Origin of the sequence: Paenibacillus terricola (genome assembly GCF_014779765.1) — a bacterium.
Classification (GTDB): domain Bacteria; phylum Bacillota; class Bacilli; order Paenibacillales; family Paenibacillaceae; genus Paenibacillus_T; species Paenibacillus_T terricola.
The window spans coordinates 371013-395942 of the sequence record NZ_JACXZA010000005.1; the positions used below are offsets into that span (position 1 = coordinate 371013).

Sequence of the window (24930 nt, forward strand, 5' to 3'; positions counted from 1 at the left end):
CACCTTTGACGACTTGGGAACGTATGCCCGCTCTTGCCGCGCCTGCGCGGCAAAGCTCTGTGATCAATGTGCCTAGTAATGTTTCAGCGTTCGCATACTTTGTTCTTTCGTGTCCACCTGTCTCCACCCATTGATGGTACTCGACTGCAGTCCTCTTGGGGCTTTGCCCCTGTGGACCCCATTCCACTTCCACTTCCACTTCCTCTACCCACCCAAACCCTCCCTGCAAGGGAGGGCCCCAAAGGTCGTGTGACCTCTGGACTCCTCACAAGGACGCACCTTTGACGACTTGGGAACGTATGCCCGCTCTTGCCGCGCCTGCGCGGCAAAGCTCTGTGATCAATGTGCCTAGTAATGTTTCAGCGTTCGCATACTTTGTTCTTTCGTGTCCACCTGTCTCCTCCCATTGATGGTACTCGACTGCAGTCCTCTTGGGGCTTTGCCCCTGTGGACCCCATTCCACTTCCACTTCCTCTACCCACCCAAACCCTCCCTGCAAGGGAGGGCCCCAAAGGTCGTGTGACCTCTGGACTCCTCACAAGGACGCACCTTTGACTACTTGGGAACGTATGCCCGCTCTTGCCGCGCCTGCGCGGCAAAGCTATTTGTTTACTGTGCCTAGTAATGTTTCAGCGTTCGCATACTTTGTTCTTTCGTGTCCACCTGTCTCCGCCCATTGATGGTACTCGACTGCAGTCCTCTTGGGGCTTTGCCCCTTGGAGCCGTATCGAATCTCAGCGTTGCTATTTGCGCTTGAAGAGCTCAATTTGTGCTGTTAGGAACTCGGTTGGCGCTATTGGGTCGGAGTTGGAGCTTCATAACAGAAAATCCATCATATAAGCGCGTTTGAGTTCGTTACAATTTGCCGAGACTGATTTGTTGCGAATAGCGCCTCCTCGGTTCGTTAGAACGAGTGCTAGTTGAAGACGCATCCTGTGGGACAGCTTTCTTTCGAACACATTGCTAAGTTATCTGTGAGACTTCGACCCATTGTTACTTGCCGCAGACGGATTCGGCGAGGAGTTCGGCGACGTCGCGGGCTGTGACGGTGTCGCGTTCGAGTTGGCGAAGGCCGTCCTCCATCATGGTCAGGCAATACGGGCAGCCGGAGCCGATGACTTCGGGCTCGGTAGCGAGCGCTTGAGTGACGCGTGCGACGTTGACGCGGACGCCGGCTTTTTCCTCCATCCACATCATGCCGCCTCCGGCACCGCAGCACATGGCGTTACGGCCGGAACGTTCCATCTCGACGATGGACACACCGGGTACAGCGCGCAGAATACGCCGAGGCGCTGCATACGAACCGTTGTAGCGGCCCATGTAGCAGGAGTCGTGGTAGACGACGCGGGCATCAACATGTTTGACAGGTCGCAGCTTTCCTTCATCCAACAGCCTCGTTAACAGCTCCGTATGATGGATCACCTCGACGTCGGATGGCAGGCCAAAATCAATGTATTCGTTGCGCATGGCATGAAACGTGTGCGGACACGCCGTCACGATCTGGCGGATGTTATAGCGCTCGATCGTTGCAATGTTCTCCGCACACAGCTCCTGAAACAGCAGCTCGTTGCCAAGCCTTCGCGGCGTATCGCCAGAGTTGCGTTCCTCCGCGCCGAGCGTCGCGAATCGAACGCCCGCCGCGTCGAGAAGTTGAACGAGCGCAAACAGCACCTTGCGGCTGCGCACATCGTAAGCACCCATCGAGCCTGCCCAAATGACCCAATCCGGCCGCTCGCCCCTCCGCTCGTAATCGCGCACCGTCTCGATCGTGATGCCAGTTTGCTCCTTGCACGCATCCATCCAGGCTGAGCGATCAGCGCGCGGCAGCCCCCACGGGTTACCCTGACGCTCGATGTTTTGCATCGCGCGTTGGCCTTCGACCGGCAGGCGGCCTTCCATCAGGACGAGGTGACGACGCATGTCGATGATTTTGTCCACGTGCTCATTGCCAACCGGACATTGATCCTCGCAATTGCGGCAAGTCGTGCACGACCAGAGCTCCGACTCGGTCATGACGTCGCCTATCATCGCTACATCTTCGATTGCGGTGCCGGCGGCCTTTTGCCAAGACTCGGCTTGTGCCTCCATTGTTGGGGCGATCGACGTATCCGCCGCATCACGGCTGCCATTCCAGATCGGCATCGACGCGCCCATCACGTGCACCTGCTGCTCATCCTTCGAATGTCCTGCCGCCCAAGCCCATGCAGGAACGTACGGCTGACGCTTAGTAACCGAAGCTCCCTTCTCCGTCAAATGATCACGCAGCTTCACAATCAGATGCATAGGCGACAGCAGCTTGCCGGTGTTAGAGGCCGGACACACATTCGTGCAGCGTCCACACTCGACGCACGCATACAGATCAAGCAGCTGCTTTCGGCGAAATTGATCGATCTGGCCGACGCCGAAGGACTCGGCATTGTCATCCTCCAGATTGATAGGCTGGAGCGACCTTCTTGTCACTCCCCTTCCGAGCCAGAGATTGATAGGTGCGGTCAAAAGGTGAAAATGTTTCGACTGCGGCACATACACCAAGAATGCGAGCAGGACGAGCAAATGGAGCCACCAAGCGGTTTCATATCCGTATGACGCAGAATGCTCGGTGAAACCGATCGTCTTCAATAAGTCAGCAATCGCTGATGAGATCGGCGAATACTCCGCGCTGTGCGCCGTATCCGGTGAGGCGATCCGCCCAAAGCCAAGCGTCAGCAGCACCGTTATACATATGCCGCCGATGAACAAGGATACGACGGCAGGTTTTAGACCTCTTCGTAACCGCTCAAGCCGTTCCCCGTACCTGCGGAAAACGCCGTACAGCACAGCGACCAGCACGACCGCAACCGTTATTTCCTGCGATATGGCGAATGCATTCCAACGCGCATACGGCAGCAAATGGTCTGTCAGTCCTTCCCAAATAATCGCCAATGCGCCAAATTGCAGCACGATAAACCCGTAAAAAAGAAGTAAATGCATAACGCCGCTCCGAACATCCCTTAGCAGCTTCCGATGCCCGAACACCTGCCCAGCAACATCCGCCGTCTGCGCAACCGCTGACTTGCCGCTGCCGCCTTCACGTGGAGGCGAACGGAATTTGTCCTGACCCAGACGCATGTAAGAGACCCGATTCATCACAGCCAGCCCGAACCACCCAACCGCCAACCCTATCACGAACCCAAACAACAACCACCTAACCAGCTCGATTACAAAATGGTCCGTCAACGCAGCACCGCCCCCTTCAAGCGCTCGATTGCTAGGACAAGTCGTTGAAGCGCTTTCATGTCTGCGCGTTGTTCCAGTATATGAGTACCGCCCATTGAACATGCATTTGCGTCGCCTTCAAACGCCTGCATCGAGAAACTTGTCTATAGCGGACAAAGGTGCCCGCTAGTCTATTCGATGGTACGAAGTCATATCGTAGCACTGATGGCTATCGATCGACCGAAACCGATCAGGAGGAGGCTGTACGACTATGAATATCGTCGTGCTCGTGAAGCAAACGTTCGATACCGAGGAGAAAATCATCGTCCAAGGCGGCACGGTGTCGCAGGATGGTGTGAAGCTGATCGTCAATCCGTATGATGAATATGCGCTGGAAGAGGCGCTGCGACTGCGGGAGAAGCATGGGGGTACGGTTACCGCCATTACGTGCGGCAACGAGCAAAGCACGGAGGCGCTCCGCACCGCGCTTGCGATGGGAGCCGATGAGGCGATACGGCTGGAGATAGAGCCTGGCGATGACAGCGCTTCGCTCGCCGCAGCAATCGCTGCCGTCGTGCAGCCGCTAAAGCCGGATCTGCTGCTTGCGGGTTTGTTCGCGGTCGATACAGGCTCGGGCAGCGTCGCGCTGCAAGTCGCGGAACGGCTGGGGCTCCCTCATGCTTCAGCTGTTGTGAAGCTGGAGGTTAACGGCAGCACACTTATTGCCGACCGAGACGTTGAGGGCGACACGGCTACCGTGGAGGTGCCGCTGCCTGCACTCGTCACAGCCCAGCAGGGGCTCAATGAGCCGCGCTATCCATCTCTGCCCGGCATCATGAAGGCGAAGCGCAAGCCGCTGCGCGTTGTCAGCCGCATCGAGCTGGGACCAGATGCGGCTGCACCAGCCACGCAGCGGCTATCGGTCGAGACGGTGCCTCCGCGGGCAGCCGGCAAACGGCTCGGCGGCGGTACGCCAGCCGAACTGGCAGCACAGCTTGCGAAGCTGCTGCATGAAGAGGCTAAAGTGCTGTAGAGGCGGTGCCACACAAGCAGGAATTAGGTGAAGCGATTCCTACGAATGTGCAGCCTCTTGAGGCTTAAGCGGCCAATGATGTTCGGAATCTGTACATTTGCATCTTACAGCCACTCCATGGCCGAGGCAAACCGACCGATAACAGCTGCTGATGCTGTGCTGCGTCATACTTTTGCTCGAAAACAACGAATCTCATCATCCATCCGCAAGGAGGTCACCATATATGAGCATAAACTGCCTAGTCTACGCAGAATGCAAAGATGGCAAGCTCCGCCGCGTCGCGCTCGAAGCGCTTGGCGCTGCGCGGCAGCTTGCCGCAGACAGCGGTGCTGTGCACGCGCTGCTCGCCGGCGCGGACAGCACCGCGCTCGCCGAGGCTGCGGCGGAGCTTGCCTCGCGCGGCGCGGCCGTCGTGCACATCGCCGACGACGCGGCGCTGCGAGACGGCGCGCCCGAGGCGGTGCAGGCAGCCATCGCCGCCGCTATTGCCGCGGCGCGGCCAGACGCGGTGCTGCTCGGCCACACCGCGCTCGGGCGCGAAGTCGCGCCCCGCGTGGCCGCTGCCATCGGCGCGGGCCACGCCGCCGACGTCACCGCCATCGTAACGACTGGCGATGGCGGTGACGTTGTATTCGCGCGGCCGCTCTACGCCGGCAAAGCCGTCGAGCGGCTGCGCATTGCCCCTGGCGCACCGATGGTCATCTCGGTGCGCCCGAACAACCTGCCGCCAGCGGAAACGCTGCCGGCAGGAGCCGCGCCTGGCGCGGTGTCGGCGCTGGCTTACAGCGCGCCGACGCTCTGGACGACGGTACGTTCCGTCGTCCGCAAGACGACCGGCGCCGTCGACTTGGCTGAAGCCGACATCATCGTCTCCGGCGGCCGCGGCGTGCGCAGCTCCGATGGATTCGCACCGCTGCAAGAGCTCGCCTCGCTGCTCGGCGGCGCGGTCGGAGCCTCCCGCGGCGCCTGCGATGCAGGCTACTGCGACTACGCGCTGCAGATCGGCCAGACCGGCAAGGTTGTCACGCCGCAGCTGTATATCGCCTGCGGCATCAGCGGCGCGATCCAGCATCTCGCCGGCATGAGCGGCTCCCGCGTTATCGTCGCCGTCAACAAAGACCCGGATGCGCCGATCTTCGGCGTCGCGGACTACGGCGTCGTTGGCGACCTGTTCGATATCGTGCCGCTGCTCACCGGCGAGTTCCGCCGCATACTCGGCGCGAGCTGACTGTCTAGCACTCTGCCCCAAATTACTTAGCTATATCAACAAAAAAATGCCACAAGCGGCTCATCTTGAGCCGCTTGCGGCTATTTTAAACAGCTTTGTCTGCCGATTGCTGAAGAGGTATCCCTTAAGAAGCTTGCGTATAAACCGCGTATCCCCATTCTCCCAGATAGATGAGCTCATGGGTCAACGACGGATTGCCGTTGATATACATATTAAACACCGCGTTCTCGCCTTCCCCTAGCTGCGTGTATACACCATCTTTACATGTCAAATACCCTAATTTCATCCCCGGTTCAGCAGCTTCATCCTTCGTCGCCTTCAGCTCATACTTCTTGTTCGACCAATCGATGAAGCGAGGCGGCACACTGCAGCCCTCCCCATTCAGCTCCTGATTTGGCATCGCATCCGCTTGTTCTTGCTCTCTCGATGAACCGCATCCCGTCAACGATACACACACCAGCAGTACAAGAAGCGCCAGCCTGTATGGTGTCATCCGAATTGCCTCCCTCTGATACACAGCTCAGCCATATACTCGCTGTTTCATGACAACTGCAAGGTATATCGAAGCTCGGTAATACGATCTTCCGTGTACGGAATGCTGTCATGCAAGGTCTCATGAGAGAAGATCAGCACATTACCATCTCTTCGCTCGAATGCAATCCGATCACCCTGGTATTTAAAATCTGTCGGTTCGGTCTTCCACCTATTCATCATCTCGACTTCATCTTGCGGCAGCAGCTCCTTGTACAGCTCTGTCACAGTCCCGGCGTTCATATCGACCAGAAGCATATCGTAGGTGCTGTAAGGCTTGACCAAAGCGATACGCTCCTCCACCGATACATATTCCAGCGTGAACGCTTTATCAAAGGAATAACCCGGCTTATCTACTGTCAACTGCTCATTCACTAACTTCAGAAGATCGATACGCGCAGTCAGTCGGCCATTCGGCTGAACGAGCTGAAGCTCAGTGCCATTCATCATAGCAGCGATTCCCCCTCCAGCCTCCGCGTACTGTATCGGTTGTACACCGAGATAATGAACGAACGATTCGCGAACCAGCATGCCACGGTACACGATGAGCCGGTACTCGTCATTATTCAGTTTAAGCGTCGGCGACCCATAGTTGTGGTTGATAGACAGCAAGGTTGAATTCTCTGCCAGCTCAGTTATCCGAATGGAATACTGGTCGCCTGCCCGAACCTTCGATCGTCCGATCTGATGCGGCATTTCGCTTCCGGCCGCCGTATAGACGATGCCATTATCTCGCCGTACCCAGTAGGTGCCCGAATCTCCCGCTATTACCATGCTTCTCACGGTATAAGCGATCGTTAATTTCCCTTGCGCATCAACGTTGACCGTTCCTCCTGCCCAGCTGACCACATCACGAAGAGGCAGGTATTGGACGCCATTTTGAACAAAAGAGGCTCCTGACATCTTCCGCTTTACTCCGTTCATAACCGCATAACGTGAGCCCATCGACAAGCTTAACGTGTGATTAGGCCCTGATACTTGTATGGAACCGGAAGGTGTACCCACCCTCCAGACCAAATCGCGCAGCATCGCAGCCAGCTGAGACTGGGATATATAGGTGACGCCTTGACGTACGATTATCGACGAATCCTTAGTCTGCAAATTGCAGCTCCACACCTCAGATGTAAGAGCTGCAGCAGGGATCTCCCCCTCAACAATACGAGCCGAAACTGATGCCCCAGCTGACGTTTCCTTGACCACCCCCGCCGAAGCGTTTGCCGACTGACCCGCTATCAGCAGCAGCATTCCCATAAGCATGATAGCAGCCGGCCATTTCATCCTCATTCTCCACTCCATGAGTTCCGCTCACCTTTCCTGATTACAAGGTCACATACACGTTCAACAATGATAGACGTAACCATCATGGAAAAGTTATACATTTCGTAAAATTTTCTCATCCTACCTTCTTCCATCGCCCACTCTATTTATTGTAATTAATTATAAACAAAATAGGTTCTATATATTAGACCAATAACCAAAACCTCCTCTACAATAAATCCATCAAGTCTCCCAATGATGAAGAAACTATCCCACCTGTTAGGAGGTATGTGCATTGTCCGTTTACGATTATCCGATTAACACGATCGATGGAACATCACTCGACTGGTCCCGCTTCAAGAACCAAGTATTGCTCATTGTGAATACAGCCAGTAAGTGCGGCTACTCGCGGCAGTTTGCCGGACTTCAACAGCTCTACGTGGACTATCGGGAGCAAGGATTTACCGTACTCGGTTTTCCATGCAACCAGTTCAACAGCAAAGAACCAGGCGACCATAACGAGATCAACGCCTATTGCGAGCAGAACTTCGGCGTGACATTCCCTCTGTCCGAGAAAATCGAGGTAAGAGGTTCATCCGCGCATCCGCTGTTTCAATACTTAACGGAAACAGCCCCTTTTCAAGGATTCGATCTCGGCACGCAAGGCGGCGAGTGGATGAACCATTTTCTGCAGGAGAAGTATCCCGACATCCTCGAAGGCTGCGGCATCAAATGGAACTTCACGAAGTTTCTCATCGATCGCAGCGGCCAGGTGTTTCGCCGATACGAACCAACGATTGAACCAGCGGAGATAGAAGCCGACCTTCAGCGGCTGCTTGCCCAGTAATATTTTAGACCACACAAAGAGGTGCCCGTCGATCAGGTCTTCCCTGTTCAACTGCACCTCCTGCCTAACTATCCCTCATTCAATCCGCTATCATCCGATGTAGAACGATCGTACGCCACCGTCTCTTTCGTCCCATCCGCATACTCCAAATCAATAGAGTCAATCGTAATAGAGTTCAATGCGCTCTGATATGTAAACCGATTGAAAACAACGATCTCTTCACCTGGCTCGACAGGCCCGACATACTTAACCTGGAACGTACTTTTAGCCGAGTGCCGATCATACGATGGATCGCCTACCGCATTATAAGTACTTACATTGAGCGTATAATAATTGATTTTCTTTCCGGACAAATTGTTGGCGAACCAGGACAACGTAATGCCGTCCGCTGAATTTCTTCCGAATTTAAAATCAGTCGGCTCCGAGAAACGCTCGCTTGCCTTAGCCGTTTCGTGATCTATTATGTTGCCTGTATCATTATCCGATGGAAAATCCGATTCTTCCGGCGCCGCGCTCTCAGACGCCACCTTCTCTCCCGCATCCAGCCCTGCTTCTTTAATGCCTGGGTCATCCTCTGGCGTCTCGACAATTGGAGCTGCGCTTGGTGCAGATGGCTCCTCTGCAATCGGACTCTTCTGTTCTCCAATCTTCACGACGCTATCTCCAAGGTTCAAGGCCGACTTCACGTTATCGGACATTTGAACGCCGGCAAAAAAAGCGACGAGCACAACGATAAGAAATAATAATGCAATATTCACTTTACCAATCATATGGAAGCCCCACTTATCTGTTTTTACTCATCCTATACAATTATTCCATCTATTAAAAGTTAAATTGTGGAAACAGATAAATCTGTTGTCAAATCCTACTGCCTTATGATATATTCTCCTTCCGCTCTCTACGCACTTTCACCTAAACGAGGTTGTTCAAAAAGTCCGCTTTTGAACTCGCACTTAACAGGATGGAGGTGTTTCTTGTCATGCTTTTCTACGTATTGTCCCGCAAAACGTATGCCCGCAACTTGCAATATCGCGGCGCACACATGGTCCACAACATCGCAAGCGCATTATTCGGCTTCATCTACACGTCCATCTGGACAGCGATTGCCGCGGATCAACCGCTTGGCGAATATGGCAGTGCCGGCATCGTAAGCTATGTCGCTTTTAACCAGTGCAGCTTATGGGTAGCAGCTTTCATGACCAACGGTCTCGGCATTGAGCAATCCGTCCGGACAGGCAGCATCGCACTGGAGCTTATGCGGCCGGTTCATCTGTTCTATCAGCTCATGTGCAAGGAATGGGGACAGGTCGCCTATCAGTTCGTCTACAAATTTATCCCGATCTACGCCCTGTATGCTGTCGTTCTCCCCATGTACATCCCTAAATCGCTCATGACTTGGCTGACAACAGCCGTCGCTCTCATTCTCGCCGGTTACCTTTCCATCTGTATTAATTACATCATTGGTGCCGTTGCATTATGGACGACGGAATCGCGTTGGTTGTATTGGGTGAACCACGCCTTCAGCATGCTTTTGTCCGGCTTTCTCATTCCGCTGGAATGGCTGCCAGAACCGCTTGCCTTCATCGCTCGCTGGTCCTTCTATCCATTCCTGCATTATGTACCGACTCGAATCTATTTAGGCATGTCCTCCCCATTATCGCTATTGGGGTCATTGGCATGGGCTGTGATCCTGACTGCCATTTGCCTTGGACTGACAAGCTTGATGAGGCGCAAAGTGGAGGTGCAGGGCGGATGATGAGTGGATTACGCATGTATGGACTGCTGTTTCGAGCGAGTATTCGAAGCCGAATGCAGTACCGCTTCAACTTCTGGTTCTCCTCGGTCATGTCGGCCGTTATCAGCATCGTTGAATTTCTAATGCTTGCCGTTATTCTGCTCAAGTTCGGCCATATCAAAGGCTGGAGCCTCGCCGAAGCCGGTTGGCTGTACAGCGTACTGTCGCTGTCGCGAGCCATCTATCGAACAGTCGCCAATGACGTTCATAACATCGAGAGCTACCTCGTCAGCGGCGATCTCGACGGCTTGCTGCTCCGCCCAATCCCTGTGCTGACCGCACTCATGTCACGCAACGTATCGATCCGGTTCGGCGAAGTGTTCCAGGGCATCGCAGTGCTCGTCGTCAGCATGTCGGCGCTTATACGGGAAGGGCAGATCGGCTGGCTATCCATCCCGCTTACGGTATTCGTCATTATATCCGGCGCACTGCTGCTGTTCTCCGTCGGTTTGCTTACGGCATCGGCTGGTTTCTGGCTGACCCGGATCACCGAGCTTCAGAACATTACCGAAGACGCTGCCCGCACTGCTGTCCAATATCCCGTATCGATCTATCCGCGCTGGCTTCAAGGTATACTGGTGGGCATTATTCCCGTTGGCTTCGCCAATTATATGCCGGGACTATTCGTGCTGCGCGGCGATACAGGCTGGTGGATGCTGCCGCTGACGGCTGGCATTGCCGCAGCTTTGTTCACGCTTGCCCTATTCGTATGGCGGTTCGGCATTAGCCGTTACCAGAGCACAGGTAGCTGAAGAAGAGGAGAATCTAGAGCATGAAACCAATGATTACCGTCCATCAACTGTCCAAAAGCTTCCGATCGCCGCTTCCGGCGCCGGAAGGACCTTTTCGCGGGCTTCGCACGCTGATGTCCCGACAATATACCGAGAAAGAAGCCGTGCGCGGCGTCAACTTCTCCATCGCGCCTGGCGAATTCGTCGGCTACATCGGGCCGAACGGCGCAGGTAAATCGACGACCATTAAGATGCTTGCCGGCATCCTCCACCCGACCTCCGGCGAAGTTCGGATCGACGGCCTCAATCCGCACCGCGACCGGCGCCAAGTCGCCAGACGGCTTGGCGTTCTATTCGGCCAGCGTACTCAGTTGTGGTGGGATTTGCCCGTACGCGATTCATATGACATTCTAGCGGCGATGTACGGCATCGACGCCGAACGTAAAGACGCGCGCATTAATGAGCTTGCCGATCTGCTGCAGCTTGGGGAGTTTATGGACACGCCGGTCCGTAAGCTCTCGCTTGGACAACGGATGCGCGCCGATCTCGCAGCCGCCTTGCTGCATGACCCGGATGTGTTGTTCCTGGACGAACCAACGATCGGCCTTGATGTAGTGGCGAAGCGTAGCATTCGCGAATATTTGCACAGCATTAACATCGAGCTTGGCAAAACAGTGCTGCTTACCACCCACGACATGGACGATATCGAGCAGTTGTGCAGCCGCGTGATCGTCATCAATCGAGGAACGCTTGGATTCGATGGTACGATCGATGAGCTTCGCCGACGTATCGGGCTGCCGACGCTTATTCGGGTTACATATCGGCAGGCGCCGGTGCTGCCTTCTGCCGAGATTAATGAGAATGCCACATCGCTCCGCTTGGCGGAAGTCGATGGACGTACGCTTACAGCCGAGTGCAATCGTGAAGCAATTAGCGCGATGGAGGCGCTCCGTCTCTTGGAGCAATACGGGGACATAGAGGATGTACATATGGAGGAGCCGCATTTCGAAGATGTGATTCATACGCTCTATTAGAGACGAAGGCTCCTCCTGCAAGGCACAATCAATCGCCTGTTACAGGTGGAGCCTTCTGTTATCGTTAGATCGCATCAAGTCGAACGAGCTGGTGGTCATCCGTATAGTAGTAGAGCGTGCTGTGCGCTCCGGCATTATAAACATAAAAACCTGCCAAAGAGCTCTCCCTGGCGCTGCTGTTCAGCAATACCCGGTTACTGCCGTCTATATCTCTCTTGCATATGTCGCTTCTGTATGAGCCGTCTTCTGTAGGCCCGAATGTACTGTAATAAATATGATTGTTGAATACAATGAAATGAACCGCATTACGATCGCCTTCATTCATGATTCGTTCGCCTGAGCCATCCAGCGACGTTTTCTTCAGCCCATCGATCTCCATATAGTATAACTCTCCGTTATAGATTTGCGGTGCGCCGAATACACCGTCTGGCGAGTGTGATATGGCTGTCTTGCCGGACTTGTCTCCGAACTTCTTGCTGTATATGAGATAGTCGTAATTGTTGCCGATATCATAGTAGGTTTCATTGACATAATCGAAATTGAAACCATACCGGATTCGATCCAAATATGTATATTTCACGCTTGTCGCATTCGTCTTCTCGTTCCAACGATGATCCCGCTTCATATTCTGGTCCGGCTGTAAGAAATAATGCAATTGACCGATATAACCATCCCCCCACGTTGGATCGACGTGGTAATAAAGCCCGTCCAGCTTCACCAGATTCCACGCATGCGCTTCATAGCCCTTGCCGCTGCCGTTATTCGCGGTGCCTTCAATCACCTTAGCCTCAATACCAACCTTAGTCAGCAGTAGCTGAAGCGCTGTCGCATAACCGTCGCAGACGGCCAGCCCATTGGCAAGTGCACCATTAGCCGTATGAGAGAGTGGATCTCCGCCGGTTCCGAAATACAGATCATAATCATAGTCTACAAACTCATCCAGCCTCTGAAACAAATAGATAAGCTTGACGAGCGGCGACTTCAACTTCTTCGCCTCAGCAGTCCATGTCGTTACGTTATAGCTGCTTACGGCATCCACCATACAGCTGCGAACTTTCTGTGGCACAGCCTCATACTTGATGCTTGAATTGCCCAGCACATACTTGTCATTATCGATGAAGTAATATTTCTGACCATTCCTTACATCTACACGATATACTCGCGTCACAGAGTCGGTGCTTAATGTCATATCAGACTTATAAGGTTCTGAATCATTCTCAATATAAAGATTGACAGGCTGGGCCTGCCCCTTGACCGTAATTCTACCTTGAGGAACCTTCGTCATCGTCGGTTCATACCAACTCGAATCGCATGCCGGCTTGGCTGGCTGCTTCGCAGTGGCTGCAGCCCGTACATCTGACGGCGTAATCAAGCTCAGTGCAACAATCCCTATCATTCCTAGTACAAGCCACCTCGAGCGTCTCAATGCTTCACTCTCCATTATTCGTGATCCCTATTAATCTACAAAAGGTAGTTCAAACATAAGAACCGTACTTTTTGAACTCGCGCTACTAAGCAATTATATAGGATGAATAGTAAAAAATTAACTATATATTCGCATTCTAGATTTGTATTCTAAAAATGAAAAAACCGAATAGCTACCGTTGCTGCCGCATATCGTGGATCGATAGGCCAACAATCCAATCCGCGCGGCCTGCAGGCACGTCGGATTCGAGGAGGTAAGTGATGTTACCAGGTCAACTGTCGAACGATGAACGCCTGTATGGGATGCTGTGCCACTTGCTCGCTTTCGCCGGACTAGTCATCCCGTTAGGATCCATTATTGGGCCGCTTGTCATCTGGCTCATCAAACGGGAGCAGTATGCTTACGTCGATGCACAGGGCAAAGAAGCGCTCAATTTTCAAATCAGCATCTTAATCTACGGCATTATCTCCAGCATTCTGATCGTCATCTTCATCGGAATCTTGACTTCCATTCTTATCGGGATTGCCTGGATCGTCCTGACCATCATCGGCACTCTGCGTGCCTATGAGGGACGACATTACCAATACCCGCTTACGATTCGGTTCCTCAAATAACGCTCACCCGCTGCATCTCCCTGTGATACATCGTGATCAACAGTCGAGGCATGTGCATACACTATCTCGTCATCAGACTCCATGTGCAAAGGATGAGATATTCGTATGTTCATGCCAACACCTGGTCCTATGCAGCCAGGAGCGATGCTGCCTGGAGCCATGCCTCTGCAGCAGAAGGCGACCAGCCTCATCGGGCGTCCTGTCGGCATTTCGATGCGCAACGGCACGGGTGTCTCCGGCATTCTGTGCAGCGTACAAGGCGGCGAAATCTACGTACTGCAATATATGTACCAATCGCAATTCGCAACATTCCACTATCCGTTCAATCAGGTTGCAGACATTATTCCGTTCCCTGCTTGTCGATAAATCGAATCACACATGTATGCACCAAGAAGCCTTCAGCCGCATCAAGCGGAACTGAAGGCTTCTCTTCTGGTATAGGTAGTTCATTTCTATTGCAACGCCTTGCGGAGATCAGTTCGGCAGCGCAAGAATATCTTCGATACGACGAAGCTCTTCTTCGGTGAACGACAGGTTGTTCAGCGCCGCTACGTTGTCGTCGATTTGCTCCACGCGGCTAGCGCCGATCAGCGCAGACGTCACGCGTCCGCCGCGAAGCACCCAAGCGAGTGCAAGCTGTGCCAACGACTGTCCACGCTCTCGTGCAACGTCGTTCAGCTTGTGGACTTTTGCCATTTTGCCCTCGGTCAGGTCGCGTTCATTGAGGAACACGCTCGAGCCCCCTGCACGGGAATCCGAAGGTACACCTTGCAGGTAACGGTCCGTCAGGACGCCGCCAGCAAGCGGCGAGAAGACGATCGATCCGATGCCTTCTTGGTCAAGCACATCCTGCAGGCCGTTCTCGATCCAGCGGTTCAGCATCGAATACGATGGCTGGTGGATGAGACATGGCGTGCCAAGACGTTTCAGAATAGCCGAAGCTTCTGCCGTCTGCTCAGGCGAATAGTTCGAGATGCCGACATACAGCGCTTTGCCGGAACGAACAGCGCTATCCAGTGCACCCATCGTTTCTTCGAGCGGCGTGTTCGGGTCAGGACGGTGCGAGTAGAAAATATCAACATACTCGAGTCCCATCCGCTTCAAGCTCTGATCAAGACTCGATAGCATATATTTGCGCGAGCCCCACTCGCCATAAGGCCCTTTCCACATATGGTAGCCGGCCTTCGTCGAGATGATCATCTCATCGCGGTATGGCGCCATGTCTTGACGCATGATCTCGCCGAAACTCGTCTCTGCCGATCCCGGAGGCGGACCATAGTTGTTCGCGAGGTCGAAATGGGTAATGCCCAGATCGAACGCTCTGCGTACCATCGCACGTCCATTCTCGTATTTATCGTTGCCGCCAAAATTGTGCCACAGTCCGAGCGACAGCGCCGGAAGGCGCAGGCCGCTTCTGCCGCTGCGATTATATGTCATGGTGTCGTAACGTTGCTCGTCTGCTACATATACCATTTCGTATTCATCTCCTTGTCCGTTATGCCAATATTGTAGCATTTCATGACAACATTGCCCAATGCCAGAATGACGCGTTTATATGGTATAATGTCAGAATTCCAACATGAAAGTTAGCAGGTGTTTAACTTGACCATACAGCCAACCAAAGACGGTATCCGCAAACAAACAGCCCCCTCCAGCGGGAGCAACGATCTGAATGTCTCGTATTGGGGCACACAGCCTTGCCCGCCAGGACATAACTGGGGGCCAGGTGTCCGCGATCATCATAAGCTTCATTTTATCCATAGCGGTAAGGGTCAATTACGCTTCCGAGGCGTTACGTATGAACTTAGCGGCGGACAGGGCTTCTATGCGCCGCCGAACGAAGTCGTTCATTATACCGCTGATACGGACGAACCGTGGGTCTACAGCTGGCTCGGCTTCAGCGGCAGCCAGGCTAGTGCGATTATTGCAAGAACAGCGCTGCCGGATCAACCTGTGTTTGATAACCCGATTGTCGTGAATGAAAGCTGGTTTGACCGGTTATCCGAAATGGCGAATCGACCAGGCGGCGACTTGCTGCTGCAAGGCGTATTGTTCGAGCTGCTTGCCGCGCTCATTAAACAGGCTCCCGCCCCGGCGAGCAATCCCGATACGGTCAAGCCTCGCGAGGAATATGTGCGCCGCGCCGCCGACTTCATCCATCGCCACTATGACGAGGAGGTGTCGATGAAGCAGCTGTCCGATTATTTGGGGCTGGACCGCAAATATGTCGCGACGTTGTTCCGCGAGTCGCTTGGCCTCCCGCCGCAGCAATATTTGCTCCGCTACCGGATGGACAAAGCGTGCGAGCTGCTGCGCAGCACGGGTCTGACGGTCGCTGAAATCTCGCGCTCTGTCGGCTACAAGGACGCGCTGCTCTTCTCGCGCATGTTCAAGAAAGTCGTTGGCGTTCCGCCAAGCAAGTACGGACGCGAGACGGAACAATAACATGGAAGGCGGGATGGTTGGATAGGATATTTCGATGTATCCTATCCGACTGCCCTGGCTGTGTTGGATACTTAAGTTGCTTTCAACTACTCTATCTCTCCGATGCTCGCCTTACATCGCGAATATACCATGCATCACATGAGTAATGCTCAGACCCGGCAAGCGGGGCCTCCAACGCTTGAAAGCCATGTTTCACATAAAAGCGGTTCGCTGCTTGCATGCTTTGAAGCGTCTCCAAATAGCAGGTGCGATAATGCTGACCTGCAAACCGCAGTGCATGCTCAAGCAGGCTAGGGGCAAGACCTGTCCCTCGCGCCTCCGGCAGCAAATACATCTTCTGCAGCTCACAGACCCCGCCCTCCAACGAACCGAATTCCGCGATCCCGCAGCCGCCAAGCATCTTCCCGCTGTCATCCAACGCAACCCAATAAGCCCTGCCTTCACGATGATAATAATCGGACAAATGACTCAAGCTTTCATCCTCCCACGCCAGCCCCGCACGGTTCCCGCCAAACTCAATTAAACAATTCCGAATAATAGCTTCAATATCCTGATTATCTCCTGGTTGAATGGGTCTGATCATCATGCTGCCGCCCCCTAAACTATATCTATCTCCACGCTTATCCTATCATTGTGCCCAATCAGGCGCGATTTCTCGCTCCAATCCATGCAGTAAAGCTCAACGTCGCTACTCACTGCAACGTTCGAACAACCCCATCGGTTTGTTTTTTTCATACACGTTTTCCATATATTTAATTATAATTGTGCAACTATCCCCTTACGTTTCGCGTTATGATCGAAGAAGCGCTATTACGTTCGGCCAATGGCTTGACGATCATTCCGATAACGTTAAAGGAGATGCACGATGCGCATGAAATTACGAAACTTGTTCCTCTCATGCTGCGCGGCAGCGATGCTGCTAACAGCTGTGCCAGGCACATCGACTGCTGCTGCTGTGACTACACAGGCTAAGCCAGTCACCGTTATGCTCGACGGCTTCCCGCTTCCTTTTCCTTCTGCTCCGTTTAACTCGGCAGGCACAATTATGGTGCCGTTCCGCGCGATCGCCGAAGCGATGAACATTCAGGTCGCTTGGTCGAACCAGACCCACACGTTAACGGCGAAGAAGAAACAAGGCAGCTCTACAACGGAGGTCATCCTCCGTCAATCTCAACTGACAGCTACGGTTAACGGACAGAAGAAACAGCTTACCAAAGCGCCAATCATCAAGAATGGCACCTTCTTCGTCCCGCTCAGCTTCTTCAGCACCCAATTCGGTGCGCAAGTCGGTTGGAATGGCCCCTCGCAGACCGTTACGATTACTTCATCTGTTGAACCCATGTATACCGAGGCGTTCTACGCCATTCGTTCCTTCTTCGAGCTTGAGTATGTGAAGAATTTCGATGCTGTCTCCTATGGCTGGACGCGGATTGATCCTGCGACTGGAGACCTTACGCTGGAGGGGAAAGATTTCTATTGGCCTGAAGCCGCAGGCAGCATTACGCCGGATACGATCGTTGGCGATACGACAACGCAGGGCAGCGGCGCGAATCTGATGGTGGCGGCCATGGACGGCAATGGCGAATTGACCAAGCTGTTAGGCGATGCCGATCAGCAGAAACGTGTAATCGATCAAATGGTTGAGCTCGCTGTGGAGCATCATTTTACCGGTATAACGCTCGACTTTGAAGGGCTTGGACTGACGGGAGATCGTAAGGCGGTACAACAAACATTCAACAGCTTCGTTCAAAAGCTTGATCAGCAGGCAGAAGCAGCAGATCTAACACTGACGTTGGCGCTTCATCCTCAGAACAGCTCGTATCACGGCTATGATTACGCGACATTATCCCGCTATGCAGATGAAATCATCCTTATGGCTTATGACTATAAACCTTACGCTAAGGCTCCCGAGCCACTCTCACTTGTGAACGAAGCGATTCAGCTGGCGCTTAAGGAAGTGCCCAAATCGAAGCTCGTGTTGGGCATTTCGCTAGGCAGCGAAACGGATCAATCGATCGGCAGCAAAATCGGACTAGCCAAACGCTACGGACTCAAAGGCGTCGCGATCTGGCGAATCGGCCTCATCGGCGATAAAATGATGAGCGCTATAGGGAAATCGATCACACCGATTCATTAAGCAGCAGCGTTCGGTACACAAAACAAAGGGACAGAGCCATCCGCTCTGTCCCTTCTGCATTCTAATAATACATACGGCTGTTCCGCCGCGAATCCCGCTTCACGCTTCCTGACAATCGCACGATCAGTGCAGCCAGCACAATGCCCGCACTATCAATGAACATATCGACGATTCTTCCGTCACGGCCGAAGAACGGCTGCAGCAGCTCCGTGAATACCGCGAAGCCAAGCGCGAACAGAAAACCGCGTCTGAATGCCGCGCGGCTCCTCGCTCCGAACGTAGCGATCAGCGTCAGAATGAAGAAGCAGGAGAAATGCCCGATTTTCTGCGTGACATAGATTCGGCTGTGCAGCGAAATATCGCTAACCATCAAATAATCGCTTAAGACAGGATGCCTGTTCAACTGGAACGACACCGTCCCATGATCAAGCAGTTGCTGGAAGTTAACCGTACAGACGCAAACCAGAATAACAAAGCACCATAATACAATTCCTACGTTTCGCAATGTGACACAAACCTGCTTTCCTACAAAATCAACACGCTATATCGTTCCCAGATTCAATTCCAACGTGCAATCCGGCGCTTCATAGCCTTCATCGTTCACGGCATTCGTAACCGGATACGAGCGCAGCTGGAATGGCTCCAGCGGTTGAACATACGTGCGCACCTGAGCAAAATCGGTAATGTCAGGATTCAGCCAAACTTCCACGGCCTCGGCATCCAGTACGACGGGCAATCTCGGCTGCCAAGCTGCCATCGGTCCCGAGGCAGGAACCGTCAGAATCGTAAACGCCCGTTCCTCCACGCCTTGCGGGTTGACCCAGATATCATAGATGCCTGCCATCCCGAACAGCGGTTGACGGTCCACAACGATATGCATGGCCCGCGGATCCCGCTCGATTCCGTCCTGCTTCCAACCGAAGAAGCCCGTGCAGGGCACAATGCACCGCTGACTCTTCAGCATACGGTAAAAATACCGCTTCGATTCTACCCGCTCGCCGTCGGCGTTCACCGATTCCTTCGCCCAGAACGGATACAAGCCCCACCGCGCCGCATCGATCGACCGCTGACGCAGCCGATCCGTCATAATAATCGAAACCGCTTGCCTCGGCGCGATATTGAACCGATTGGCCATGCAATTCTTTACCTTCCATACATTAAACTGATCTACGATATCTGTAACATCCGACCGCAGTGCAAATCGCTCCACAAGCCACGCCTGCCTTCACTCTAGGATACGGTAGTATCTGGCAGAATGCAGGAAGATTATGCATGCGGGCTGCAATTTCTAAATGGTGAACCGTTTGCGGAACCGGAGCGGCGACAGCCCTGTATGCTCGGAGAATAATCTTGAAAAATGCGGCGTCTGTCTGAATCCTGTCTCCTCCGCTACCCGCGCGATCGGCCAGTCTGTCTTAATAAGCAGCAGCTTAGCCTGATCCAGCCGATAGTAGAGCAGAAACTGCTGCGGGGTGCAGCCGAACACCTCGGTCATGCAGCGAGCTATGTAATTGGAATGCAGATGCAGCGCCTCGCTCAGCATCCGATTGCTAACGGATGAACGGTAGTTCAGCTTCATATAAGCGGCAGCCCGTTCAGCAACGGACACGGCAGCCTTCGCTTCGTCCGTCCGCCAGCCCTCGTCCAGCATCTGAAGCAGATGAAGAAACCGCTGCTGCCGCTCCCAGAATGCTGCATGGGTTGAACCCATCGCTGCCTCATGCAGACCTGCAAACATTTCCTTGGCCTCATCCGGATAAGTGAGCGTCATATGCTTAGGAAGCCGAATCGCATAGGTGTAATAGTCTCCGCGGAGCGTACCGGACTGCGGTCCGTCCGTCTCCTCCCAATTGCCTGGCGCTTGGAAGTGGACCCAGTCAAATACCGTCTCCTGCTCGCACGGCTTAGTCGAGTAATGCCAGCGGTCCGGCCGAAGAATAAGCATCTGCCCTTCTCCCAGCGTCCACTGCTTGTCCTCTTCTCCGATATGCAGCATGCCTTTATGAACGAATAACATATCGAACACCCCGAGGTTCGCCCTCGTCGGATGTTCTTCTCCTACCGCATAAGTCGTGCGATTGGATTCAATAAAATAAGGAAGCGGCGGCGATAAATAAGTGAGCAGCTGCTGGTTCGTCATCGGGAGCAACCCTTTCTCGAGTTAGAAGACTGTGTAATTATGCAAAATTAACATTGTATAAGTTGCTGTTTCCCTTTCATTTTATCAAATAAAATAGGGTTGTAAAGCAAACTTATATCGTCATATATTTGAACGAATCTTGCAAAATTAAGGAGACTGACAATATGCCAATCGATCGTTTGAACGACAAGCTTAATCCTGCATCCGCTGTCCCGCTGAAGAGTGTCTCCATCCACGATCCATTCTGGACTTCTTATGCCAATCTGGCGCGTGAAGCGGTCATTCCCTATCAATGGGAAGCGCTTAACGACCGCGTCGAAGGCGCCGCGCCAAGCTATGCGATCCAGAACCTGCGCATCGCAGCAGGCATCGAGCAAGGAAGCTTCAACGGCTTTGTATTCCAAGACAGCGACCTGTACAAATGGCTGGAAGCCGTCGGCTACCGTCTCTCGACCCATCCTGATCCGCATTGGGAGACGATTGCAGACGAGGCGATCGACCTGCTGGAGAAAGTTCAGCTCCCAGACGGCTATATTAACTCCTTCTATCAAATTAACGGGCTGGATAAGCGTTGGTCTAACTTGACGGAAGCGCATGAGCTGTACTGCGCAGGCCACCTCATTGAAGCGGCGGTCTCGTACTATCACGCAACCGGCAAACGCAAAATCCTAGATATCGCTTGTCGCTTCGCCGACTGCATCGACCGCACCTTCGGCACCGAGCCTGGCAAGATCCGAGGCTATGACGGCCACCAAGAGATCGAGCTTGCACTCGTGAAGCTGTACCAAACAACGGGCGAAGAACGTTATATAAAGCTTGCTGCTTATTTCATTGATGAGCGCGGCAATTCGCCAGCCTTCTTCCTCGATGAATTCGAGAAACGCGGCCGCACGTCGATCTGGTCGCCGAACCCGCATATGCCGGACAATACGCGCAAGCCGGATCTGAAATATTTTCAAGCGGATGTACCCGTACGCGAGCAAAAGCACGCAGTCGGCCACTCCGTTCGCGCCGTCTATATGTACACGGCAATGGCGGATCTCGCGGGCTTGAACAATGATCCAACCCTGCTGGAAGCTTGCCGCACGCTGTGGAAGGAAATGACGCGCACGCAAATGTATGTAACGGGCGGCATTGGCTCGACGCATCATGGCGAGGCGTTCACAGCTAGCTACGACCTGCCGAACGATACGGTCTATGCCGAAACTTGCGCTTCGATCGGTCTCGTCTTCTTCGCAAGCCGCATGCTCCGTCTGGAGCCGAAGGCTGAGTATGCAGACGTGCTGGAGCGTGCGTTGTATAACACGGTTATTTCCGGTATCGCGCTTGATGGCAAAAGCTACTTCTACGTCAATCCGCTCGAAGTGTGGCCGCATGCTTGTTCATGCAACCCAGGCAAGCATCACGTAAAGCCGGTTCGCCAACATTGGTTCGGCTGCGCTTGCTGCCCGCCGAACATCGCGCGTCTCTTGACGTCGCTCGGCGAATACATCTACACGACGGATGCTGTAAGCCGTACGGCATATACGCACCTGTACATCGGCAGCGAAGCGAACGTACAGCTGGGTGATTCCTCGTTCAAGCTGACGCAGACGACGGCAATGCCTTGGAGCGGCAGCGCATCGTTCAAACTGAACGAGCTTAACGGTTCCGCTTCGTTCTCGCTTGCGTTCCGTCTGCCAGGCTGGACGAATGGCAAACGCCCATCGGTAGTACTGAATGGACAACCGCTGGCCGACAGCGCTGCTGAAGTTCGCGATGGCTACTTGGTGATTACGCGCGAATGGAGCAGCGAAGATACGATCGAGCTGACGCTCGACATGCCTGTCCTTCGCCTTACGGCGAATGCCGAGGTTCGCTACAATGCAGGTCGTATTGCCCTGCAGCGTGGTCCGCTTGTTTACTGCCTCGAAGAAATGGACAATGGCAGCAAGCTGGCATCGCTCTCGATTAAAGCCGATGGTGAGTTTACGACCGAACAGAACGACAACCTGCTGCCAGGCGCTGTTGTGCTCGTAGGCGAAGGCTATCGTGATGCGGTGGTTGTTGAAGCGGATCAGTTGTACAGTGCGGCATCTATCCCTCAACCGGAAGCGGCTGCAGTTCGTGCGGTACCTTACGCGCTGTGGGGCAACCGTACGCCAGGCGAGATGTCGGTCTGGGTTCGTTACCGCAACTAGCAACTAGTTGAATAAAAAAAGACCTGCCGGCATCTCCGGCAGGGCAAGGCAGCGGCGCGGCACATTAGCGCAGCTGCCTTATTCAATTAAAGGGGGTAGTACGAAACGTGAAACGCGAATGAGTGAAGCATTCGCCATCATTGCCCGACGCACACACGCCTGCGGCGTCGGGCCTTACTACTTAAGGAAGATCCATCTGCAGAATGCCCTCGAACAGCGTTGCCATATACAGCTGGCCATCATGCGTATCGACATCCGTCACCGGGAACCCCAGCTTAACCGCGAACATCGTAATTTGACCGCACAAATAACCAATCCGATACAAACCTTTATCCGTACAAGCATAGACATCACGTCCATACCGAATAAGTGTGAATACGAGCCGGTTGCCAAAGCGGACAACGTCGAAGCCGCCCTGCTTGTTGCCTACGATCAGTTCGCCTCCCTCACCTGTGCCAAGCAAATGACCGTGATAGACCGTCAACGATGTAACGCCAACGCCTAATTGGAAGTCCACCCACTCGTCGGTGAATCGATCATAGATAGAGACGCCTTCCTCGTGCCCAACAATAAGAAACTGCGGCATATTCAGGAAATCGTACACTTTGCGCTCCGGGCAAGCGACCTTATGCCAGGCACCATCTCCACACCGATGCCATAATCCATAGTCTGTACCCATGAAGCTGCATTGTCCTGATGTTTTATATTGATAGCATGGGACCGAATGCTCCGGCTGCTCCCACTGCCCGTCTTCAAATGTATATAACCCTTCATTCGTGCACGCATATAACTTGCCTTGAATCAACTGCAGTCGATTGACCACGAGCTCATCAGACAACGTCTTGCTAATATGCTGCCAGTTACCAGACTCATCGCCGCAATAAATGCCATTGCCAGGCGAAGCTGCGTATAGTTGGCTGCCATCTGTCTTTACCGACGAGAACGGATACGTCATCCAATCCCATGGCGTCTGCTTGCTAAGCGTCTCTCCGCCCTCCATCATGCCAGCCTCCTATTCATATGTGTGATAACGATTATCAATTGGATGTTTTAAATGATAACGATTATCAATCGCATTGTCAACCCTCATTTGGAAACTACTTCTCCTCCTACATTATTCCTCAAGAACCGGCGGCATTCGGCCTGACAAACCATCCAAACACAAAAGAGACAGCCCAACTTCGGCTGCCTCCGATTCGTACAACTGATTACGGCGTCTGGAACGAGAATAGCTGGTTGTCAGCGCCTGTATAAGTCCACTGCTGAACGACAGCGCCGTTAGCTGTCGATACATTTGCGATATCCAACGCTTTGCTGCTGTTGCGATTAATAATCTTGTAATAACCGCCGCTCACCGCGACGACCTGCCATTGCTTGATTGTTGCCGCCTGCTCCGGACAAAGCCCACTGTTGAATAACGCCTCCATTGGCTGTCGAAGCACCGGTGACATCCAACGCTTTGCCGCTGTTCACGTTAATGATGTTGTAATAGCCGTTGCCCGCATCCTTCAAATACCACTTCTGATTGTTCCCGCCTGCATAATCCCATTGCTGCACCTTAGCGCCATCGGCTGTCGATGCGCTAGTGACGTCCAACGCTTTGCCGCTATGCTTCGCGACGATCTTGTAGTTCGTATTCACCACTGGCGTAATCGGCGGTGTGGTCGTGGACGAGCCCGCCGTCCATTTGAATGTAATGGCGCTCTCGGTCGGCACCTGATAGGTGAACGATTGCGAGCCCCATTGAATCTTCACAGACTTGGAGCTAGTGAGACGGTTGGACAAAATAACAGCGATCGAGCCGTCCGGATTCTTGTACGCGACGTCCTCTATATTGTCCTGATAGGTGTTCGAGTCGATGCGAAGCGCACCTGGATCAACGAATTTGCTGCTATGGCCGAGGCCGTAGTATTGCGAATTGTAAGTCACACTGTCGTTCACGTCCGAGCGGATCGTAAGCAGACCCCGGTTGGTGTTGCCGACACCGGCAAGCGCTGGGCCTCCATTTTGATCCAATGCGACATTCCACATGATATACGACTTCGCCCAGTTTCGAGGGAAACGAATCGTATGCATCATCAGATCCTGGAACATGCCCTTGTCTGTGCCGCCGCCGATCCACGTGCCGCTGCCGCCTTCCGTGAACCAGATGTCCTTGCTTGGATAATTGTTATGAAGCGTCGTCAAATTCGAATGGCTGAGTGAGGAGTAGTAGTGGAATGCGCTGCCGCTAACATAAGATGAGGCATTGTTAAGTACAGTGGTCGGATAGCTGATGTCATCGTAGTTGTGGTCATAGGCGATGGTATTAGACTTCTAAGACAGCTTTCTTGTAAC

Annotated in this window: 25 protein-coding genes; 11 read left to right on the forward strand and 14 right to left on the reverse strand. The window is 53.4% G+C overall.

The window, feature by feature from the left end:
- Positions 1–199, reverse strand: a 199-nt coding sequence (locus H8B09_RS30605) for a hypothetical protein (RefSeq protein ID WP_224753809.1), incomplete at its 3' end; no start/stop codon positions are given.
- Positions 200–993: 794 nt separating this feature from the next.
- A complete protein-coding gene (locus H8B09_RS20530) occupies positions 994–3216 on the reverse strand; it encodes a (Fe-S)-binding protein (protein WP_224753810.1) in 2223 nt (740 codons plus the stop codon).
- 250 nt (positions 3217–3466) lie between these two features.
- Between H8B09_RS20530 and H8B09_RS20535 the strand changes: the two genes are divergently transcribed.
- Together H8B09_RS20535 and H8B09_RS20540 are read left to right on the forward strand one after the other, a co-directional pair.
- Entirely contained in the window at positions 3467–4228 is a 762-nt protein-coding gene (locus H8B09_RS20535) for an electron transfer flavoprotein subunit beta/FixA family protein (protein ID WP_191205432.1), read from the forward strand.
- Between the two features lie 223 nt (positions 4229–4451).
- The gene (locus H8B09_RS20540) at positions 4452–5456 is read left to right on the forward strand and encodes an electron transfer flavoprotein subunit alpha/FixB family protein (RefSeq protein ID WP_191205433.1); all 1005 of its coding nucleotides are present in this window, start codon (positions 4452–4454) and stop codon (positions 5454–5456) included.
- Positions 5457–5580: 124 nt separating this feature from the next.
- Here the strand turns inward: H8B09_RS20540 and H8B09_RS20545 are convergent, their stop codons facing one another.
- Together H8B09_RS20545 and H8B09_RS20550 are read right to left on the reverse strand one after the other, a co-directional pair.
- Positions 5581–5949, reverse strand: coding sequence for a hypothetical protein (locus H8B09_RS20545; protein WP_191205434.1), 369 nt, complete (start codon positions 5947–5949; stop codon positions 5581–5583).
- Positions 5950–5996: 47 nt separating this feature from the next.
- Positions 5997–7271 (reverse strand): stalk domain-containing protein, encoded by a 1275-nt coding sequence (locus tag H8B09_RS20550; protein WP_224753811.1) that lies wholly within the window; start codon positions 7269–7271, stop codon positions 5997–5999.
- Positions 7272–7539: 268 nt separating this feature from the next.
- Between H8B09_RS20550 and H8B09_RS20555 the strand changes: the two genes are divergently transcribed.
- A complete protein-coding gene (locus tag H8B09_RS20555) occupies positions 7540–8091 on the forward strand; it encodes a glutathione peroxidase (protein ID WP_191205436.1) in 552 nt (183 codons plus the stop codon).
- A gap of 68 nt (positions 8092–8159) precedes the next feature.
- Here H8B09_RS20555 and H8B09_RS20560 read toward each other — a convergent pair whose 3' ends face one another.
- A complete protein-coding gene (locus H8B09_RS20560; protein WP_191205437.1) occupies positions 8160–8861 on the reverse strand; it encodes a hypothetical protein in 702 nt (233 codons plus the stop codon).
- A gap of 209 nt (positions 8862–9070) precedes the next feature.
- Here H8B09_RS20560 and H8B09_RS20565 point away from each other — a divergent pair, with 209 nt between their 5' ends.
- The 3 genes from H8B09_RS20565 to H8B09_RS20575 are packed head-to-tail and all read left to right on the forward strand — an operon-like array spanning position 9071 to position 11651.
- Complete coding sequence (locus H8B09_RS20565; protein ID WP_191205438.1) at positions 9071–9847, forward strand: ABC transporter permease; 777 nt, start codon at positions 9071–9073, stop codon at positions 9845–9847.
- The gene (locus H8B09_RS20570) at positions 9847–10638 is read left to right on the forward strand and encodes an ABC transporter permease (RefSeq protein WP_191205675.1); all 792 of its coding nucleotides are present in this window, start codon (positions 9847–9849) and stop codon (positions 10636–10638) included. Before H8B09_RS20565 ends, H8B09_RS20570 begins: the two co-directional genes overlap by 1 nt.
- Positions 10639–10667: 29 nt before the next feature.
- Positions 10668–11651 (forward strand): ABC transporter ATP-binding protein, encoded by a 984-nt coding sequence (locus H8B09_RS20575; RefSeq protein WP_191205676.1) that lies wholly within the window; start codon positions 10668–10670, stop codon positions 11649–11651.
- Between the two features lie 64 nt (positions 11652–11715).
- Here H8B09_RS20575 and H8B09_RS20580 read toward each other — a convergent pair whose 3' ends face one another.
- A complete protein-coding gene (locus H8B09_RS20580) occupies positions 11716–13047 on the reverse strand; it encodes a transglutaminase domain-containing protein (protein WP_191205439.1) in 1332 nt (443 codons plus the stop codon).
- A 290-nt stretch (positions 13048–13337) separates the two neighbouring features.
- Between H8B09_RS20580 and H8B09_RS20585 the strand changes: the two genes are divergently transcribed.
- Both H8B09_RS20585 and H8B09_RS20590 read left to right on the forward strand, forming a co-directional pair.
- Positions 13338–13691 carry a DUF4870 domain-containing protein gene (locus tag H8B09_RS20585; RefSeq protein ID WP_191205440.1) on the forward strand — a complete coding sequence of 118 codons (354 nt, stop codon included), beginning with the start codon at positions 13338–13340 and terminating at the stop codon, positions 13689–13691.
- A 159-nt stretch (positions 13692–13850) separates the two neighbouring features.
- Positions 13851–14057: a hypothetical protein gene (locus H8B09_RS20590; protein ID WP_191205677.1), complete on the forward strand. Its 207-nt coding sequence runs from the start codon at positions 13851–13853 to the stop codon at positions 14055–14057.
- A gap of 108 nt (positions 14058–14165) precedes the next feature.
- Here the strand turns inward: H8B09_RS20590 and mgrA are convergent, their stop codons facing one another.
- Positions 14166–15164 carry an L-glyceraldehyde 3-phosphate reductase gene (gene mgrA, locus H8B09_RS20595; protein ID WP_191205441.1) on the reverse strand — a complete coding sequence of 333 codons (999 nt, stop codon included), beginning with the start codon at positions 15162–15164 and terminating at the stop codon, positions 14166–14168.
- Positions 15165–15293: 129 nt separating this feature from the next.
- On the opposite strand from mgrA, the gene H8B09_RS20600 reads away from it, so the two are divergent.
- Positions 15294–16136 (forward strand): AraC family transcriptional regulator, encoded by an 843-nt coding sequence (locus H8B09_RS20600; RefSeq protein WP_191205442.1) that lies wholly within the window; start codon positions 15294–15296, stop codon positions 16134–16136.
- Positions 16137–16227: 91 nt separating this feature from the next.
- Here the strand turns inward: H8B09_RS20600 and H8B09_RS20605 are convergent, their stop codons facing one another.
- Complete coding sequence (locus tag H8B09_RS20605; RefSeq protein WP_191205443.1) at positions 16228–16722, reverse strand: GNAT family N-acetyltransferase; 495 nt, start codon at positions 16720–16722, stop codon at positions 16228–16230.
- A gap of 279 nt (positions 16723–17001) precedes the next feature.
- On the opposite strand from H8B09_RS20605, the gene H8B09_RS20610 reads away from it, so the two are divergent.
- Entirely contained in the window at positions 17002–18273 is a 1272-nt protein-coding gene (locus H8B09_RS20610; protein WP_224753812.1) for a stalk domain-containing protein, read from the forward strand.
- Between the two features lie 61 nt (positions 18274–18334).
- Here the strand turns inward: H8B09_RS20610 and H8B09_RS20615 are convergent, their stop codons facing one another.
- The 3 genes from H8B09_RS20615 to H8B09_RS20625 form a co-directional block, all read right to left on the reverse strand.
- Positions 18335–18778: a VanZ family protein gene (locus tag H8B09_RS20615; protein WP_191205445.1), complete on the reverse strand. Its 444-nt coding sequence runs from the start codon at positions 18776–18778 to the stop codon at positions 18335–18337.
- A 36-nt stretch (positions 18779–18814) separates the two neighbouring features.
- A complete protein-coding gene (locus H8B09_RS20620) occupies positions 18815–19483 on the reverse strand; it encodes an SOS response-associated peptidase (RefSeq protein ID WP_191205446.1) in 669 nt (222 codons plus the stop codon).
- A gap of 78 nt (positions 19484–19561) precedes the next feature.
- Positions 19562–20413, reverse strand: a complete 852-nt coding sequence (locus tag H8B09_RS20625) for a helix-turn-helix transcriptional regulator (RefSeq protein WP_191205447.1) — start codon at positions 20411–20413, stop codon at positions 19562–19564.
- A 164-nt stretch (positions 20414–20577) separates the two neighbouring features.
- Here H8B09_RS20625 and H8B09_RS20630 point away from each other — a divergent pair, with 164 nt between their 5' ends.
- Positions 20578–22593, forward strand: coding sequence for a glycoside hydrolase family 127 protein (locus H8B09_RS20630; protein ID WP_191205448.1), 2016 nt, complete (start codon positions 20578–20580; stop codon positions 22591–22593).
- 181 nt (positions 22594–22774) lie between these two features.
- Here H8B09_RS20630 and H8B09_RS20635 read toward each other — a convergent pair whose 3' ends face one another.
- The 3 genes from H8B09_RS20635 to H8B09_RS20645 all read right to left on the reverse strand — a co-directional run bounded on the left by H8B09_RS20635 (position 22775) and on the right by H8B09_RS20645 (position 24897).
- On the reverse strand, positions 22775–23596 hold the full coding sequence (locus tag H8B09_RS20635; RefSeq protein ID WP_224753813.1) for a hypothetical protein: 822 nt from the start codon (positions 23594–23596) through the stop codon (positions 22775–22777).
- A 205-nt stretch (positions 23597–23801) separates the two neighbouring features.
- Positions 23802–23948: an RICIN domain-containing protein gene (locus H8B09_RS20640; RefSeq protein WP_191205449.1), complete on the reverse strand. Its 147-nt coding sequence runs from the start codon at positions 23946–23948 to the stop codon at positions 23802–23804.
- Complete coding sequence (locus H8B09_RS20645) at positions 23920–24897, reverse strand: RICIN domain-containing protein (RefSeq protein WP_318152688.1); 978 nt, start codon at positions 24895–24897, stop codon at positions 23920–23922. Before H8B09_RS20645 ends, H8B09_RS20640 begins: the two co-directional genes overlap by 29 nt.
- Positions 24898–24930 lie beyond the last annotated feature (33 nt).